The following is a 14,035-nucleotide window of genomic DNA, read 5'->3' on the forward strand; positions in this document are numbered from 1 at the left end:
CAGGTCGGTTCGGGTTGTCGGTCAGTTCGTGCCGCTGTTGCCGGCGAGACCAGCCAGGCCGCCGAGGAGGCAACATCCCACCACGATGACGGCGATCCAGATCAGACCGACGATGAGGGCCCACTTGGACCACTTCTTGGACTCGGCGGCTGCGGCCTGGGCGCCGGCGTAGTCACCCTGCTGGATCAGCGGGTTGACCTTCGACGCGTTGATGATGGCCGGGATCGCGAGCGGCCAGAACAGGAAGATCGCGACGATGGACATCGTCATGTTGTTGTCGATCTGCTGCGGCTGCTGCGGGGGGTATCCGGGCTGCATGGGAACTACTCCTCGGTCCGGCGGCACGCGGCGTGCCGGGTTCACTGGGGGTGCGGGCCGGGCACGGGGCCGGACACCGGGCGACCGGCAGCGTACCGCGATCACGCCACCGGGGAGGTCACCCGATGGGCCGCCGCCCCGCGGCCGGGCCGCCTGACCTGCCCGATAGGGTTGCCCGGTGACCGAGCCCGCGTCCGTCGCCCGCCTCGTCGTCCTCGTCTCCGGCTCCGGCAGCAACCTCCAGGCGCTGCTGGACGCCACCGCCGACCCCGGGTACGGCGCCCGGGTGGTCGCCGTCGGCGCCGACCGGGACGGGATCGCCGGCCTGGACCGGGCCGCCGCCGCGGGTGTGCCGTCCTTCGTCGAGCGCGTCAAGGACCACCCCACCCGCGCCGACTGGGACAAGGCGCTCACCGCGCGGGTCGCCGAGCACCGGCCCGACCTGGTCATCAGCGCCGGGTTCCTCAAGCTCGTCGGCCCGGAGTTCCTGGCCGCGTTCGGCGACCGCTACCTCAACACGCACAACACCCTGCTGCCGGCGTTCCCCGGCATCCACGGCCCCCGCGACGCGCTGGCGTACGGCGTCAAGGTCACCGGGGCCACCCTGTTCTTCGTCGACGCCGGCATGGACACCGGCCCGATCGTGGCCCAGGTCGCCGTGCCGGTGCACGACGACGACGACGAGGACGCGCTCACCGAGCGCATCAAGTCCGCCGAGCGGCGCCAGCTCGTCGAGCAGGTCGGCCGCCTGGTCCGTGAAGGTTGGACGATCACCGGAAGAAAGGTCACCATCCCGTGAACGCCACTGAGGACGCCGGCCGCCGCCCGATCCGGCGCGCGTTGGTCAGCGTCTACGACAAGACCGGCCTGGTCGAGCTGGCCCGCGCCCTGCACGAGGCCGGTGTGGAGATCGTGTCGACCGGGAGCACCGCGTCGACGATCTCCGGCGCCGGGGTGCCGGTGACGCCGGTCGAGCAGGTCACCGGCTTCCCGGAGATCCTCGACGGGCGGGTCAAGACGCTGCACCCGAAGATCCACGGCGGCCTCCTCGCCGACCTGCGCAAGGACACGCACGCCGCCCAGCTCGACGAACACGGCATCGCCGGCATCGACCTGCTGGTCTCCAACCTCTACCCGTTCCAGGCCACCGTCGCCTCCGGCGCCGACGCCGACGAGTGCGTGGAGCAGATCGACATCGGGGGTCCGGCGATGGTGCGGGCCGGGGCGAAGAACCACGCCTCGGTGGCGGTGGTGACCGACCCGGCCATGTACCCGGCGGTGGTGGCCGCGCTCGCCGAGGGCGGCTTCACGCTGGCCCGGCGCCGGGCGCTCGCCGCCCGCGCGTTCGCCGACATCGCCGACTACGACGTCGCGGTGGCCGACTGGTTCGCCACCAGTGTGTCGCCGGCCGAGGACGGCTGGCCGGAGTTCGCCGGCCTGGCGCTGCGCCGCCAGGCGGTGCTGCGGTACGGCGAGAACCCGCACCAGGCGGCGGCGCTCTACACCGACCCGGGCGCGCCGGCCGGGCTGGCCCAGGCCGAGCAGTTGCACGGCAAGGAGATGTCCTACAACAACTACGTCGACGCGGACGCCGCCTGGCGGGCCGCGAACGACTTCCCGGACCAGCCGGCGGTGGCGATCATCAAGCACGCCAACCCGTGCGGCATCGCGGTCGGCGCGGACGTGGCCGAGGCGCACCGCAAGGCGCACGCCTGCGACCCGGTCTCCGCGTTCGGCGGCGTGATCGCGGTGAACCGGCCGGTGAGCGTGGAGCTGGCCGGTCAGGTCGCGGAGATCTTCACCGAGGTGCTGGTGGCGCCGGGCTTCGACGAGGGCGCGCTGGAGGTGCTGCGGGCCAAGAAGAACATCCGGCTGCTGCGGGCGCCCGCGTTCGCCACCCGGCCGGCCGAGTGGCGGCAGGTCAGCGGCGGCGTGCTGGTGCAGATGCGGGACGCCGTCGACGCGCCCGGCGACGACCCGTCCGGCTGGACGCTCGCCACCGGTGACCCGGCCGACGAGGCGACGCTGCGCGACCTGGCGTTCGCCTGGCGGGCGGTACGCGCGGTCAAGAGCAACGCGATCCTGCTGGCCCGCGACGGCGCCACAGTCGGCGTCGGCATGGGCCAGGTGAACCGGGTGGACTCGGCGCGGCTCGCGGTCAGCCGGGCCGGTGACGAGCGGGCCCGCGGCTCGGTCTGCGCCTCGGACGCGTTCTTCCCGTTCGCCGACGGCCCGCAGATCCTCATCGACGCCGGGGTGCGGGCGATCGTCCAGCCGGGCGGCTCGATCCGGGACGAGGAGACCATCGCGGCCTGCAAGGCGGCTGGCGTGACCATGTACCTCACCGGCACCCGGCACTTCTTCCACTGACCGGTCCGGTGTCCGGGTGCCGTCCGCCGTCCACACGGCGGACGCACCCGGACGCCGTGCCGTTGCCTGCCGCCGGAGGCGGTTGCTAGCGTGTGCGCGGCGACGATCGACCGTCTCCGCTGTCTGTGAGCCCGGCAGGTGTGCCATGCGCGTTCGCGACCGGTTGACCGCCGTCGTCGTCACGCTGGCGTTCGTCCTGGCCGGACTGGGATCGGCCGCCGCGCCCGCGGTCACCGCGCCGGCCGCCGCGGCCGCCGAAGCGCTCGCCGCCGCGCGGCCCGCTCCCGCCGCCGCACCACCCGCCGAAGCGTTCGCCGCCGCGCCGCCCGCTGCGGCCGCCGCCCCGGCGAGCGGAACGAGCCCGGTCGCGCTGCGTGCCGCGTACCCCGAAATCTCCTGGTCGGAGCTCGCCGCCGGGCCGTGGCACGACCACGGCGGCGGCCTCGGCTACGCCGACGGACCGGACGACCTGGCCCCGGCCGCGCTCCCGCGCGTGGCCGGCCCGGCCGTGCCGGAACCCGTCGTGGCCGCGCCCCGGCCGCCGGTCGTGCCGCTGCCGCCGCGCGGCCCGCTCGCCGCGCGGGCCCCGCCGGCCGCCTGAGCCGCACCGAACCCGCAGCCCGCACCGGGACGCCGCGCTCGCGCCGACCGGAACCGCCGCGTCGACCCGGCGGTTCCGCCGTGAGCTGCCGTCCACCGGTACGGCGGCGCGCCTCACGCCGCCGGGTCCGCCTCGGGTTCGTCCCGGGTCCGCCTTCCGCACGCGTGCCCGCATCGGAGGCCCCGCCCCCTCTTCCTCCGGGGGACGGGGCCTTCGTCGTCACGCCTCGGTGCGCACCTCGGCGAAGTGGCAGGCGCTGGGGTGCGGGTCCGCCGCGCGGGGCACCGCCTGCGGGTCCTGGGTCGCGCAGACCTCCTCGGCCTTCCAGCAGCGGGTCCGGAAGTGGCAGCCGGACGGCGGCTCGGCCGGGCTCGGCACGTCGCCGGTGAGCCGGATGATGGTCCGCCGGTCGCGGGCCTCCGGGTCGGGCACCGGCACCGCCGAGAGCAGCGCCTGGGTGTACGGGTGGGTCGCGCGCTGGTAGATCTGCTCCTCGGTGCCGATCTCCACGATCCGGCCGAGGTACATCACCGCCACCCGGTCGGAGATGTGCCGCACCACCGACAGATCGTGCGCGATGAAGATGTAGGACAGCCCCAGCTCGTCCTGGAGCTGTTCCAGCAGGTTGATCACCTGGGCCTGGATCGAGACGTCCAGGGCCGACACCGGCTCGTCGCAGACGATGATCTCGGGCCGCAGCGCGAGCGCGCGGGCGATGCCGATGCGCTGCCGCTGGCCGCCGGAGAACTGGTGCGGGTAGCGGTTGACGTGCTCGGGGTTGAGCCCGACCACGTCCAGCAGCTCCTGCACCCGCTGGCGCCGGCTGCGCTTCGGGGCGGCCTCCGGGTGGATCTCGAACGGCTCGCCGATGATGTCGCCGACGGTCATCCGCGGGTTCAGCGAGGTGTACGGATCCTGCATCACCATCTGCATGTTCCGGCGCAGCCGGCGCAGGTCCGCCCCGGTCGCCCGGAGCAGGTCGCGCCCCTCCAGCGTGACCCGCCCGGCCGTCGGCGTCTCCAGGCGCATGAGGAGCCGGGCCAGCGTGGACTTGCCGCAGCCGGACTCGCCCACCACGCCGAGCGTCTCGCCGCGCCGCAGCTCGAACGAGACGCCGTCGACGGCCTTGACCTGGCCGATGGTCTTCTTGAACAGCACGCCCTGGCTGATCGGGAAGTGCTTGACCAACTGGTCGACGGCGAGGATCGTCTCGCCGCGCACCTTGGCGGGTTCAGCCGTCGCGGTCATCGTGCACCTCCTGGGCGAAGTGGCACGCGCTGGTCCGCCCGTCGGCGAGCACCAGGTCGTGCGGCACCTCGTCCACACAGACCGGCTGGACGTACGGGCACCGGGGGTGGAACGGGCAGCCGGACGGGATCGCCATCAGGTTCGGCGGCAGCCCGCGGATGCTGGACAGCGCCTGGCCGCGCACGTCCAGGCGCGGGATCGACTCCAGCAACCCCTTCGTGTACGGGTGGGCCGGCGCCCGGTACAGCGCGTGCACGTCGGCGTGCTCGACGATGCGGCCCGCGTACATGACCGCGATCCGGTCCGCCACACCCGCGACCACGCCCAGGTCGTGGGTGATCAGGACGAGCGCCATGCCGAGGTCCCGGCGCAGGTCGGCAAGGAGGTCCATGATCTGCGCCTGCACCGTGACGTCCAGCGCGGTGGTGGGCTCGTCGGCGATCAGCACCTTCGGGTCCAGCGCCAGCGCCATGGCGATCATGACGCGTTGCCGCATGCCGCCGGAGAACTGGTGCGGGTAGTCGCCGAGCCGCTTCGCCGCGGCCGGGATCCGGACCAGGTCCATCAGCTCGACGGTGCGCCTGCGCGCGTCGGCGCGCGACATCCCGGCCCGCTCGCGCAGCGACTCGCCGATCTGCCAGCCGACCGGGAAGACCGGGTTCAACGCCGACAACGCGTCCTGGAAGATCATCGCGATCTCGGCGCCGCGTATCTGCCGGCGTTCCTCCTCCGGCCGGGTGAGCAGGTCCCGCCCCTGGTAGAGGATCTGCCCGGCGCGCACGTACGCGGGCGGGGTGTCCAGGATGCCCATGATCGCCTGCGCGGTGACGGACTTGCCGGAGCCGGACTCGCCCAGCACCGCGAGCGTCTCACCGGCGTCCAGGTGGTACGTCACCCCGTTGATCACCCGGGCCACGCCCTCCCGGGTACGGAACTCGACGTGCAGGTCCCGTACCTCCAGCAGGTGCCCGCCGGGCGGCGTGGGTGAGGCCGGCGTGGGCCGGACCGACGACTGGGTCATGGCTGTGCCTGCCTTTCGCTCGCGACTGCGGGGCTCGCTGCGCTCACTCCTCGCGCTCGCATGTCACCGGAGCTTCGGGTCGAAGGCGTCGCGGATCGCGTCGCCGAGCATGATGAAGGCGAGCACGGTCAGGGCGAGGAACGTCGACGGCACGATCAGCGGCGTCGCCGACTCCCGCATGTGCACCCGGCCGGCGTCGATGTCGATGCCCCAGGAGATGGTCGGCGCCTTCAGCCCGATGCCGAGGAAGCTCAGCGTCGCCTCGGCCGCGATGAACGACCCGAGCGCGATGGTGAGCACCACGATGGCCGGGGCGAGCGCGTTCGGCAGGATGTGCCGCCACATGATCCGGCCGTTGCCCGCCCCGAGCATCCGGGCCGCCGCCACGTAGTCCTGCTCCCGGGCGGTGATCACCGAGGAGCGGACCACCCGGGCCGCCGTGGTCCAGCCGAGCAGCGCCAGGACGAGGATCACCGCGAACAGCCGTACCGTGTCGCCGCTGGTGCTGACGCGCTTGAGCAGCACGATCGCGGCCAGCAGCAGCGGGATGCCGAGCACGATGTCGATCACCCGGGACAGCACCGCGTCGATCCACCCGCCGAAGTAGCCGGCGAGCATGCCGACGACGAGCGCGATCACACCGGTGATCAGCGCGGAGAGCGCGCCCACGAGCAGCGAGGCGCGGGCGCCGTAGACCGCCCGGGCGAACGTGTCGCAGCCCTGGAAGTCGTACCCGAAGATCGCCCCGCCGGACGGCCCGGCGTGCTGCCGGGAGAGCACGCAGTCGCGCGGGTCGTTGGCGGCGAACAGCCCGGGCGCCACCGCCATCGCGGCGACCAGCACCACCAGGAGCAGGCTGATCCAGAAGACCGGGTTGCGGCGCAGGTCCCGCCAGGCGTCACCGGCCAGGCTGCGGGCCCGGTCCGGCCGCCCGGCCCGGCCCGGCGTGCCCGGCTCGCCGGAGACGCCGCGCCGCGCGGCCTGGTTCTCCGTGGCCGCCACCGTCTCGAAGTCGCTCACTGCGGCACCTCGCTGCGCTCACTCATAGCGGATCCTCGGGTCGAGGACGGCGTAGAGCACGTCCACAACCAGGTTGGACAGCAGGTAGACCACGACGAGCACGCTGACGATGCCGACCACCAGCGGGCCGTCCTCGGTGCGGATGCCGCGGAACAGGTTGAAGCCGACGCCCGGGACGTTGAACACGCCCTCGGTGATGATCGCGCCGCCCATCAGGTTGCCGAGCTCGACGCCGAGGAAGGTGACCACCGGGATGAGCGAGTTGCGCAGCACGTGCACCCCGACGATCCGGCGTCGCCGCAGGCCCTTGGAGCGGGCGGTCCGGACGTAGTCGGCGCGCAGGTTCTCGGTCACCGAGGTACGCGTCAGCCGCAGCGCGGTGGCCAGGGACAGCGAGCCGAGCACGATGCCGGGCAGCAGCAGCGCGTAGAAGGACGGCTGGGCTCCCGCGGTGGGCGGGAAGACCGGCCACCGGACGCCCAGGAAGTACTGGGCCAGCGGGGCCAGCACGATTGTGGGGATGCCGAGCACCAGCAGCGTGAGCACGAGCGTGGCGTGGTCGAACACGCCGGAGCGCCGGATCGCCGCGATCACGCCCGCGGTGACCCCGAAGATCACCGTCACGGCCATCGCGATCACTGCGAGCTTCAGGGTGACCGGCCAGGCGGCGGCGAGGATGTCGCTGATCTGCCGCCCGGTCAGCGACTGTCCGAGGTCGCCCTGGACCAGGCCGCCCAGATAGTCGAAGTAGCGGTAGAAGAAGCCGCCGACGCCCGTCGCGTCCAGGTGGTACTTCTCGGTCAGATAGGCCCGCTGCGCGGCGGTCACCGGCCGCTCCCCGGCGAGGGCCTGGATCGGGTCGCCCTGCCCGGCGAACATCAGCGCGTAGACGATCAGAGTGGTCCCGAAGAAGGCGAGGACCATCTGGAGCAGTCGCCGCAGGATGAACCGGAGCATGCTGGCAAGTCTGCCGAAACTGGGCTAAATGCGTGCCAATGCGAGGGCCGGGCCACCCGTGGGGGTGGCCCGGCCCGTCAGCGGGGTGTCAGGCGCGTTCGATCTTCAGCAGGTCCACCCGGTCGAAGAGGTCCACGTGGACGTTCTTGACCTTGGTCGAGTGGCCGAAGTTGTTCTGCCCGTACCGGAGCGGGATCACCGGCATGTCCTGCGCGAGCAGGTCCTCCGCCGCCTGGTACTTCTTGATCGCCTCGTCCTCGGTCGCCGCGCGGGCGCCCTCGGCGAGCAGCTTGTCGAACTCCGGGTTGCTGTAGCCGTAGTAGTTCGACGAGCCGGTGGTGCTGTACAGCGGGCCGAGGTAGTTCTCCATCGACGGGTAGTCCATGACCCAGCCCATCCGGAACAGGCCGACCGGCTGCTTCTGCTTGAGCTTGGTCAGCAGGTCCGCGAACTTCGGCTCGGCGGTGCCGACGCAGTCCACGCCCAGGTTGGCCTTGAGCTGGTTGCAGGTGGCGTCGATCCAGTCCTTGTGGCCGCCGTCGCCGTTGTAGGACAGCTCGATCTTCTTCGGGCCGCCCGCGGCCTCGTACATGGCCTTGGCCTTGACCGGGTCGAACGCGCCGGCGGTGCCGATGGTGTTCTCCCGGTAACCGGCGACCACCGGCGAGACGAACGAGCGGGCCGGCTGCTGCGAGTCCTTGAAGATCGACTTGGTGATCTCGTCCCGGTCGATCGCCATCGAGATCGCCTTGCGCACCTCGGGCTTGCTGAACTCCTCCTGGAACGTCGGGAAGGCCAGCACCTGCAGCGACGAGGCCGGGCTCTGCTGGAAGCGGTCGCCCAGGTCGGTCGCGGCGGTCGACAGGTTCTCGGTCGGGATCGTCTTGATCACGTCGAGGTTGTCCGACAGCACGTCCGCGTACGCGGCGGTCGGCTGCTGGTAGATGCGGAACTCGACGCCGCCGACCTTGGGCTGCTGGCCCGGGAACGCGTCGTAGCGCTCCACCTCGACCTTGGCGTCGTGCTGCCAGTTGCCCTTCATCTTGAACGGGCCCTGGCCGATCGGCGCCTGCTCGTAGCCCTCGGCGAGCACGCCCGGAGCGGAGAAGGCCGCCTTGGGCAGCGGGTAGAAGGCGGTGTAGCCAAGCATGGACTTGAAGTCCACGTACGGCTGGCTGAGCGTCACGGTGAAGGTCAGGTCGTCGACCTTCTTCAGGCCGCTCATCGTCGTCGCCTTCGGGCTCTCGCCCTGGAGGTCGTCGTAGCCGGCCACCTTCTCGAAGAAGTAGCTGGAGTTCTGGCCGTTCGGCGCGTAGGCGCCGTAGTTCCAGGCGTCGATGTAGTTGTCGGCGGTGACCTTCTCGCCGTTGTGGAACGTGTAGCCGGGCTTCAGCTTGACCGTCCAGACCTTGTTGTCCGACGTCGTCACCGAGTCCGCCGCCATCTCGTGCGGCTTGTTCGCCTCGTCGTAGTCGACGAGCGGGCTGAACAGGGCCGACAGGACCTGGGAGCCGCTCGTCTCGTTGGTGTTGGTGGGCACCAGGTGCTGCGGCTCGGCGATCTCGATCCGCACGGCCGCATCGGAGTCGCCGGCACCGCCGCCGCCACCGCCCGAGCCGCAGGCCGTCAGGCCGAGCGTCACCGCGAGCGGGAGCGCGGCCCAGGCCGCGAGCCTACGAACACGCATGGAGTCTCCTCATCTCCTCACGCTGCGCGGTCGTCCCGGCGCTGGGTGACTCTGCGCAACGAGCGGTAACGGTAGGTCGCGATCCGGCCCGTCGACAAATGGTGCGTGGTCAACTGATGACGGATCGTGTCCGGCGAGCCTTGTCGCTGCCGCTCGTGGGTGCTAGAACTCGCCCCTACCTGGCGTTTTGTTCGCCGCCGGTGGGCGGTTCAGGTCGCGGTCGGAGGCATCTGAGGCGCCTGGGCCGTCTGTCCGATCCCTGCCTCCCCGGGTGCGCCCGAGCCGCCGCGTCCCAGTGACTGATCACCCTCCGTGACTTAAGGCACGTTGCGCAGCGTGATCGTCGGCCGTCGTCGTCCGGGTCCGCCGGGGCCGTGAGACGATCACGACGTGACGGCGACGATCCTGGACGGCAAGGCCACCGCGGCGGAGATCAAGGACGAGCTACGAGCCCGGGTCAAGGCGCTCGCGGAACGCGGCATCACCCCCGGCCTCGGCACGGTGCTGGTCGGGGAGGACCCCGGCTCCCAGGCGTACGTCAACGGCAAGCACCGCGACTGCGCCGAGGTCGGTATCGCCTCGCTGCGGGTCACGCTGCCCGCCGACGCCACCCAGGAGCAGCTCGACGCGGCGCTCGCCGAACTGAATGCCGACCCGGCCTGCCACGGCTACATCGTCCAGCTCCCCCTCCCCGGGCACCTCGACACCCAGCGCGCGCTGGAGTCGATCGACCCGGACAAGGACGCCGACGGGCTGCACCCGGTCAACCTGGGCCGGCTCGTCCTCGGGTACGACGCGCCGCTGCCCTGCACCCCGCGCGGCATCGTGGAGCTGCTGCGGCGGCACGACGTGCCGCTGCGCGGCGCGAACGTGGCAGTGGTCGGGCGGGGCAACACGGTCGGCCGCCCGCTGGGTCTGCTGCTGACCCGGCGCAGCGAGAACGCCACAGTGACGCTCTGCCACACCGGCACGCTCGACCTGGCCGCGCACACCCGCGCCGCCGACGTCGTCATCGTCGCCGCCGGGGTGCCCGGGCTGCTCACCGCCGACATGATCAACCCGGGTGCGACGGTGGTGGACGTCGGCATCACGCGGGTCATCGGCGAGGACGGCAAGGGCCGCTACACCGGCGACGTGGACCCGGAGGTGGCCGAGGTCGCCGGCAAGCTCGTGCCGATGCCCGGCGGCGTCGGCCCGATGACCCGGGCGATGCTGCTGACGAACGTGGTCGAACGGGCCGAGCGGGCGGGCTGACACCCACCCAGGTCATAACCGTCCGCCCCTGGCCCGATCGGTGCCAGGATGGCTGATACGGTCCGGAAAACCGACTGGTATCAGGGAGTGGGACGACCATGGGTAAGAAGGTCACTGTCGTCGGCGCCGGATTCTACGGCTCCACCACCGCACAGCGCCTGGCCGAGTACGACGTCTTCGACACCGTCGTCATCACCGACATCGTGGAGGGCAAGCCGGCGGGTCTCGCGCTCGACCTCAACCAGTCCCGCGCGGTCGAGGGCTTCGAGACCAAGGTCGTCGGCGTCACCACCGGCCCGAACGGCGAGGGCTACGACGCCATCGAGGGCTCGGACGTCGTCGTCATCACCGCCGGTCTGCCGCGCAAGCCGGGCATGAGCCGGATGGACCTGCTGGAGACCAACGCCAAGATCGTCCGGCAGGTCTCCGAGAACGTCGCCAAGTACGCCCCGAACGCCGTCGTCATCGTGGTGTCGAACCCGCTCGACGAGATGACCGCGCTGGCCCAGCTCGCTACCCAGTTCCCCAAGAACCGGGTGCTCGGCCAGGCCGGCATGCTGGACACCGCCCGCTTCACCAACTTCGTCGCCGAGGCGCTGAGCGTGCCGGTGAAGTCGGTACGGACCCTGACGCTCGGCTCGCACGGCGACACGATGGTCCCGGTGCCGTCGAAGAGCACCGTGAACGGCAAGCCGCTGCGTGACGTCATGCCGGCCGAGCAGATCGAGGAGCTGGTCGTCAAGACCCGCAACGGTGGCGCCGAGGTCGTCGCGCTGCTCAAGACCGGTTCCGCGTACTACGCCCCGTCCGCCGCCGCGGCCCGGATGGCGAAGGCCGTGGCCGAGGACTCCGGCGCGGTCATGCCGGTCTGCGCCTGGGTCGACGGCGAGTACGGCATCTCCGGCGTCTACCTGGGTGTCGAGGCCGAGATCGGCGCCGAGGGCGTGAAGCGGGTCGTCGAGACCGACCTGGACGCCGACGAGCTGGCCGCGCTGAAGGAGGCCGCCGAGGCCGTCCGCGCCAAGCAGGGCGACGTCGCCAGCATGTGACGCCCGACCACCGCACAGAAGGCCCGCCGGCACGCGCCGGCGGGCCTTCTGCCGTCCCACCCGCGTCTCTCCCCGTCGATCATGAAGTTGACGGCGGAGACGGAGGTCAATTCTGCCGCCAACCTCATGATCAACCGGGAAGGGGGTGGGGGGTGAAGGGGGTGGTCAGGTGGGCGGTGGCCAGGGTGGCGGGGGAGAGGGTTGCCAGCAGGGTCGTGCGGGAGTGGCGGGCCGTGTCCGGAGCCTCCTCGTGGGCGTACGCCAGCTCCGGGTCGACCAACTGGATCGCGTGCACCAGCAGGTCGCCGGTGATCAGGAGGCGCTCGTCGTCGGCCTCGACCAGCACCGACTGGTGACCCGGCGTGTGGCCGGGCGTGTGCAGCAGCCGTACCCCCGGGGTGAGGGGCGTCTCGCCGTCGACCACCCGCAGCCGGCCGGCGGCGCGCAACGGCGTCAGCAGCCGGGCCGGCAGTTCCGGGTGGAACAGCTCCAGCGCGTCCACCTCGGCGCGCTGGATCAGGTGATCGGCGTTCGGGAACAGCGGACCGGCCCAGCCCACGTGGTCGGTGTGCAGGTGGGTGAGGACCACGGTGCGGACGTCGGCCGGGTCGATCCCGGCGGCCGCCAGCTCGGCCGGCAGCCGGCCCGGTACCGGCGCCCAGCTCGCGGCGAGCGAGTCGGCCGGACCGATGCCGGCGTCGACCAGCGTGACCGGCCCGTCGCCGGCCCGCACCGCGAACGCGCGGAACCGCAGCCACCACCGGCCGTCGTCGGTGACGGCACCCGGGTCGAGCCGGTCGGCGGCCTGCCAGTGCGCCTGGGTCGCGTCGGGAAACGCCTCGCCGCGGGGCTGGAAGAAGGGCCCCTCACCGTCGGCGAGCGCGGTGACCGTGATAGACCCGAGGGTGCGGCTGTGCGGCATCGGACGATGATGCCAGCGGCCCGAGGCGCGGCGCAGCCCGCTTTTCCGGCGGCCCACCCGGGCCGCCTGGGGACTGCCGGCCAGTTTCCAGTACGCTCGTACTGCTTGAGCACGTGTCCCCCGAGAGGAGCGCCGGCCGATGGCGAAGATCAAGGTAAACAACCCGGTCGTGGAGATCGACGGCGACGAGATGACCCGGATCATCTGGAAGCAGATCCGGGAGCAGCTGATCCTGCCCTACCTCGACGTCGACCTGCACTACTACGACCTGTCGATCCAGCACCGCGACGCCACCGACGACCAGGTCACCGTCGACGCCGCCAACGCCATCAAGGAGCACGGCGTCGGCGTCAAGTGCGCCACCATCACCCCGGACGAGGCCCGGGTGGAGGAGTTCGGCCTGAAGAAGATGTGGCGGTCGCCGAACGGCACCATCCGCAACATCCTCGGCGGCGTGGTCTTCCGCGAGCCGATCATCATGTCGAACGTGCCGCGGCTCGTCCCGGGCTGGACCAAGCCGATCATCATCGGCCGGCACGCGCACGGCGACCAGTACAAGGCCACCGACTTCGTCGTCCCCGGCCCGGGCACGGTGACCATCACCTACACCCCGGCCGACGGCGGCACCCCGATGGAGATGGAGGTCGCCAACTTCCCCGGCGGCGGCATCGCCATGGGCATGTACAACTACGACGAGTCGATCCGGGACTTCGCCCGCGCCTCGTTCCGGTACGGCCTGGACCGCAACTACCCGGTCTACATGTCGACCAAGAACACCATCCTCAAGGCGTACGACGGCCGGTTCAAGGACATCTTCGCCGAGGTGTTCGAGAACGAGTTCAAGGCCGAGTTCGACGCGGCCGGCCTCACCTACGAGCACCGGCTGATCGACGACATGGTCGCCGCCGCGCTCAAGTGGGAGGGCGGTTACGTCTGGGCGTGCAAGAACTACGACGGTGACGTGCAGTCCGACACCGTGGCGCAGGGCTTCGGCTCGCTCGGCCTGATGACCTCGGTGCTGCTCTCCCCGGACGGCCGCACCGTCGAGGCCGAGGCCGCGCACGGCACCGTCACCCGGCACTACCGGCAGTACCAGAAGGGCGAGAAGACCTCGACCAACCCGATCGCCTCGATCTACGCCTGGACCCGGGGCCTGGCCCACCGGGGCAAGCTGGACGGCACCCCGGCGGTCACCGAGTTCGCGAACACGCTGGAGAAGGTCATCGTGGACACCGTCGAGGGCGGCCAGATGACCAAGGACCTCGCGCTGCTCATCTCGCGGGACGCCCCGTGGCTGACCACCGACGAGTTCATGAACGCGCTCGACGAGAACCTGGCGCGCAAGCTCGCCGCCTGATCACTCCCGTCGATCACCACGGAACCCGCCGGCACGCGCCGGCGGGTTCCGTCGTGTCCGGGCCCGGTGCGTCACCGGGTCCGGGCCGGGCTCGTTGTACCGGGTGGACGCGATGCCAGTCTCGTCCAGCCGTCCCTTCCCTTGCGGGGGGCCCTGTCCCGGGCCCCCCGCGCCCTGTTGTGCGGCGCGTGCCTCCCGCTCCAGCCTCGCCGAGCTCCGGCCGCGGCGGCC

General features: G+C 71.7%; 13 protein-coding genes. 6 read left to right on the top strand and 7 right to left on the bottom strand.

The window, feature by feature from the left end; all coding sequences use genetic code 11:
* Positions 1-21: 21 nt before the first annotated feature.
* Positions 22-318 (bottom strand): CD225/dispanin family protein, encoded by a 297-nt coding sequence (locus tag ACN27C_RS12590; RefSeq protein ID WP_121683018.1) that lies wholly within the window; start codon positions 316-318, stop codon positions 22-24.
* 178 nt (positions 319-496) lie between these two features.
* On the opposite strand from ACN27C_RS12590, the gene purN reads away from it, so the two are divergent.
* The 3 genes from purN (at position 497) to ACN27C_RS12605 (ending at position 3,289) form a co-directional block, all read left to right on the top strand.
* Positions 497-1,117, top strand: coding sequence for a phosphoribosylglycinamide formyltransferase (gene purN / locus ACN27C_RS12595; protein WP_120573179.1), 621 nt, complete (start codon positions 497-499; stop codon positions 1,115-1,117).
* A complete protein-coding gene (purH, locus tag ACN27C_RS12600; RefSeq protein ID WP_358175516.1) occupies positions 1,114-2,688 on the top strand; it encodes a bifunctional phosphoribosylaminoimidazolecarboxamide formyltransferase/IMP cyclohydrolase in 1,575 nt (524 codons plus the stop codon). Before purN ends, purH begins: the two co-directional genes overlap by 4 nt.
* 145 nt (positions 2,689-2,833) lie before the next feature.
* Complete coding sequence (locus tag ACN27C_RS12605) at positions 2,834-3,289, top strand: hypothetical protein (protein ID WP_422751203.1); 456 nt, start codon at positions 2,834-2,836, stop codon at positions 3,287-3,289.
* A 219-nt stretch (positions 3,290-3,508) separates the two neighbouring features.
* Here the strand turns inward: ACN27C_RS12605 and ACN27C_RS12610 are convergent, their stop codons facing one another.
* The 5 genes from ACN27C_RS12610 to ACN27C_RS12630 all read right to left on the bottom strand — a co-directional run bounded on the left by ACN27C_RS12610 (position 3,509) and on the right by ACN27C_RS12630 (position 9,222).
* Positions 3,509-4,537, bottom strand: coding sequence for an ABC transporter ATP-binding protein (locus ACN27C_RS12610; RefSeq protein WP_120573182.1), 1,029 nt, complete (start codon positions 4,535-4,537; stop codon positions 3,509-3,511).
* Positions 4,521-5,558, bottom strand: coding sequence for an ABC transporter ATP-binding protein (locus tag ACN27C_RS12615; protein WP_262015840.1), 1,038 nt, complete (start codon positions 5,556-5,558; stop codon positions 4,521-4,523). Before ACN27C_RS12615 ends, ACN27C_RS12610 begins: the two co-directional genes overlap by 17 nt.
* Positions 5,559-5,621: 63 nt before the next feature.
* Positions 5,622-6,578: an ABC transporter permease gene (locus tag ACN27C_RS12620; protein ID WP_120573183.1), complete on the bottom strand. Its 957-nt coding sequence runs from the start codon at positions 6,576-6,578 to the stop codon at positions 5,622-5,624.
* An 18-nt stretch (positions 6,579-6,596) separates the two neighbouring features.
* Positions 6,597-7,535: an ABC transporter permease gene (locus tag ACN27C_RS12625; protein WP_120573184.1), complete on the bottom strand. Its 939-nt coding sequence runs from the start codon at positions 7,533-7,535 to the stop codon at positions 6,597-6,599.
* Between the two features lie 88 nt (positions 7,536-7,623).
* Positions 7,624-9,222, bottom strand: coding sequence for a peptide ABC transporter substrate-binding protein (locus ACN27C_RS12630; protein ID WP_252449654.1), 1,599 nt, complete (start codon positions 9,220-9,222; stop codon positions 7,624-7,626).
* 390 nt (positions 9,223-9,612) lie between these two features.
* Here ACN27C_RS12630 and ACN27C_RS12635 point away from each other — a divergent pair, with 390 nt between their 5' ends.
* Positions 9,613-10,476, top strand: coding sequence for a bifunctional methylenetetrahydrofolate dehydrogenase/methenyltetrahydrofolate cyclohydrolase (locus tag ACN27C_RS12635; RefSeq protein WP_120573186.1), 864 nt, complete (start codon positions 9,613-9,615; stop codon positions 10,474-10,476).
* Between the two features lie 98 nt (positions 10,477-10,574).
* A complete protein-coding gene (mdh, locus tag ACN27C_RS12640) occupies positions 10,575-11,525 on the top strand; it encodes a malate dehydrogenase (protein WP_120573187.1) in 951 nt (316 codons plus the stop codon).
* Between the two features lie 130 nt (positions 11,526-11,655).
* Here the strand turns inward: mdh and ACN27C_RS12645 are convergent, their stop codons facing one another.
* A complete protein-coding gene (locus ACN27C_RS12645) occupies positions 11,656-12,447 on the bottom strand; it encodes an MBL fold metallo-hydrolase (RefSeq protein WP_422751204.1) in 792 nt (263 codons plus the stop codon).
* Positions 12,448-12,586: 139 nt separating this feature from the next.
* Here ACN27C_RS12645 and ACN27C_RS12650 point away from each other — a divergent pair, with 139 nt between their 5' ends.
* Positions 12,587-13,804 (top strand): NADP-dependent isocitrate dehydrogenase, encoded by a 1,218-nt coding sequence (locus tag ACN27C_RS12650; RefSeq protein WP_120573189.1) that lies wholly within the window; start codon positions 12,587-12,589, stop codon positions 13,802-13,804.
* Positions 13,805-14,035: the final 231 nt, after the last annotated feature.

The organism is Micromonospora sp. WMMD1219 (assembly GCF_049315215.1).
GTDB lineage: Bacteria > Actinomycetota > Actinomycetes > Mycobacteriales > Micromonosporaceae > Micromonospora > Micromonospora tulbaghiae.

Excerpts from the sequence above, each read along its gene's own strand:
- ACN27C_RS12625 (WP_120573184.1), bottom strand. The coding sequence starts at position 7,535 with ATGCTCCGGTTCATCCTGCGGCGACTGCTCCAGATGGTCCTCGCCTTC.
- ACN27C_RS12645 (WP_422751204.1), bottom strand. The coding sequence starts at position 12,447 with ATGCCGCACAGCCGCACCCTCGGGTCTATCACGGTCACCGCGCTCGCC.
- ACN27C_RS12610 (WP_120573182.1), bottom strand. The coding sequence starts at position 4,537 with ATGACCGCGACGGCTGAACCCGCCAAGGTGCGCGGCGAGACGATCCTC.
- ACN27C_RS12615 (WP_262015840.1), bottom strand. The coding sequence starts at position 5,558 with ATGACCCAGTCGTCGGTCCGGCCCACGCCGGCCTCACCCACGCCGCCC.
- ACN27C_RS12590 (WP_121683018.1), bottom strand. The coding sequence starts at position 318 with ATGCAGCCCGGATACCCCCCGCAGCAGCCGCAGCAGATCGACAACAAC.
- ACN27C_RS12650 (WP_120573189.1), top strand. The coding sequence starts at position 12,587 with ATGGCGAAGATCAAGGTAAACAACCCGGTCGTGGAGATCGACGGCGAC.
- ACN27C_RS12605 (WP_422751203.1), top strand. The coding sequence starts at position 2,834 with ATGCGCGTTCGCGACCGGTTGACCGCCGTCGTCGTCACGCTGGCGTTC.
- mdh (WP_120573187.1), top strand. The coding sequence starts at position 10,575 with ATGGGTAAGAAGGTCACTGTCGTCGGCGCCGGATTCTACGGCTCCACC.
- ACN27C_RS12630 (WP_252449654.1), bottom strand. The coding sequence starts at position 9,222 with ATGCGTGTTCGTAGGCTCGCGGCCTGGGCCGCGCTCCCGCTCGCGGTG.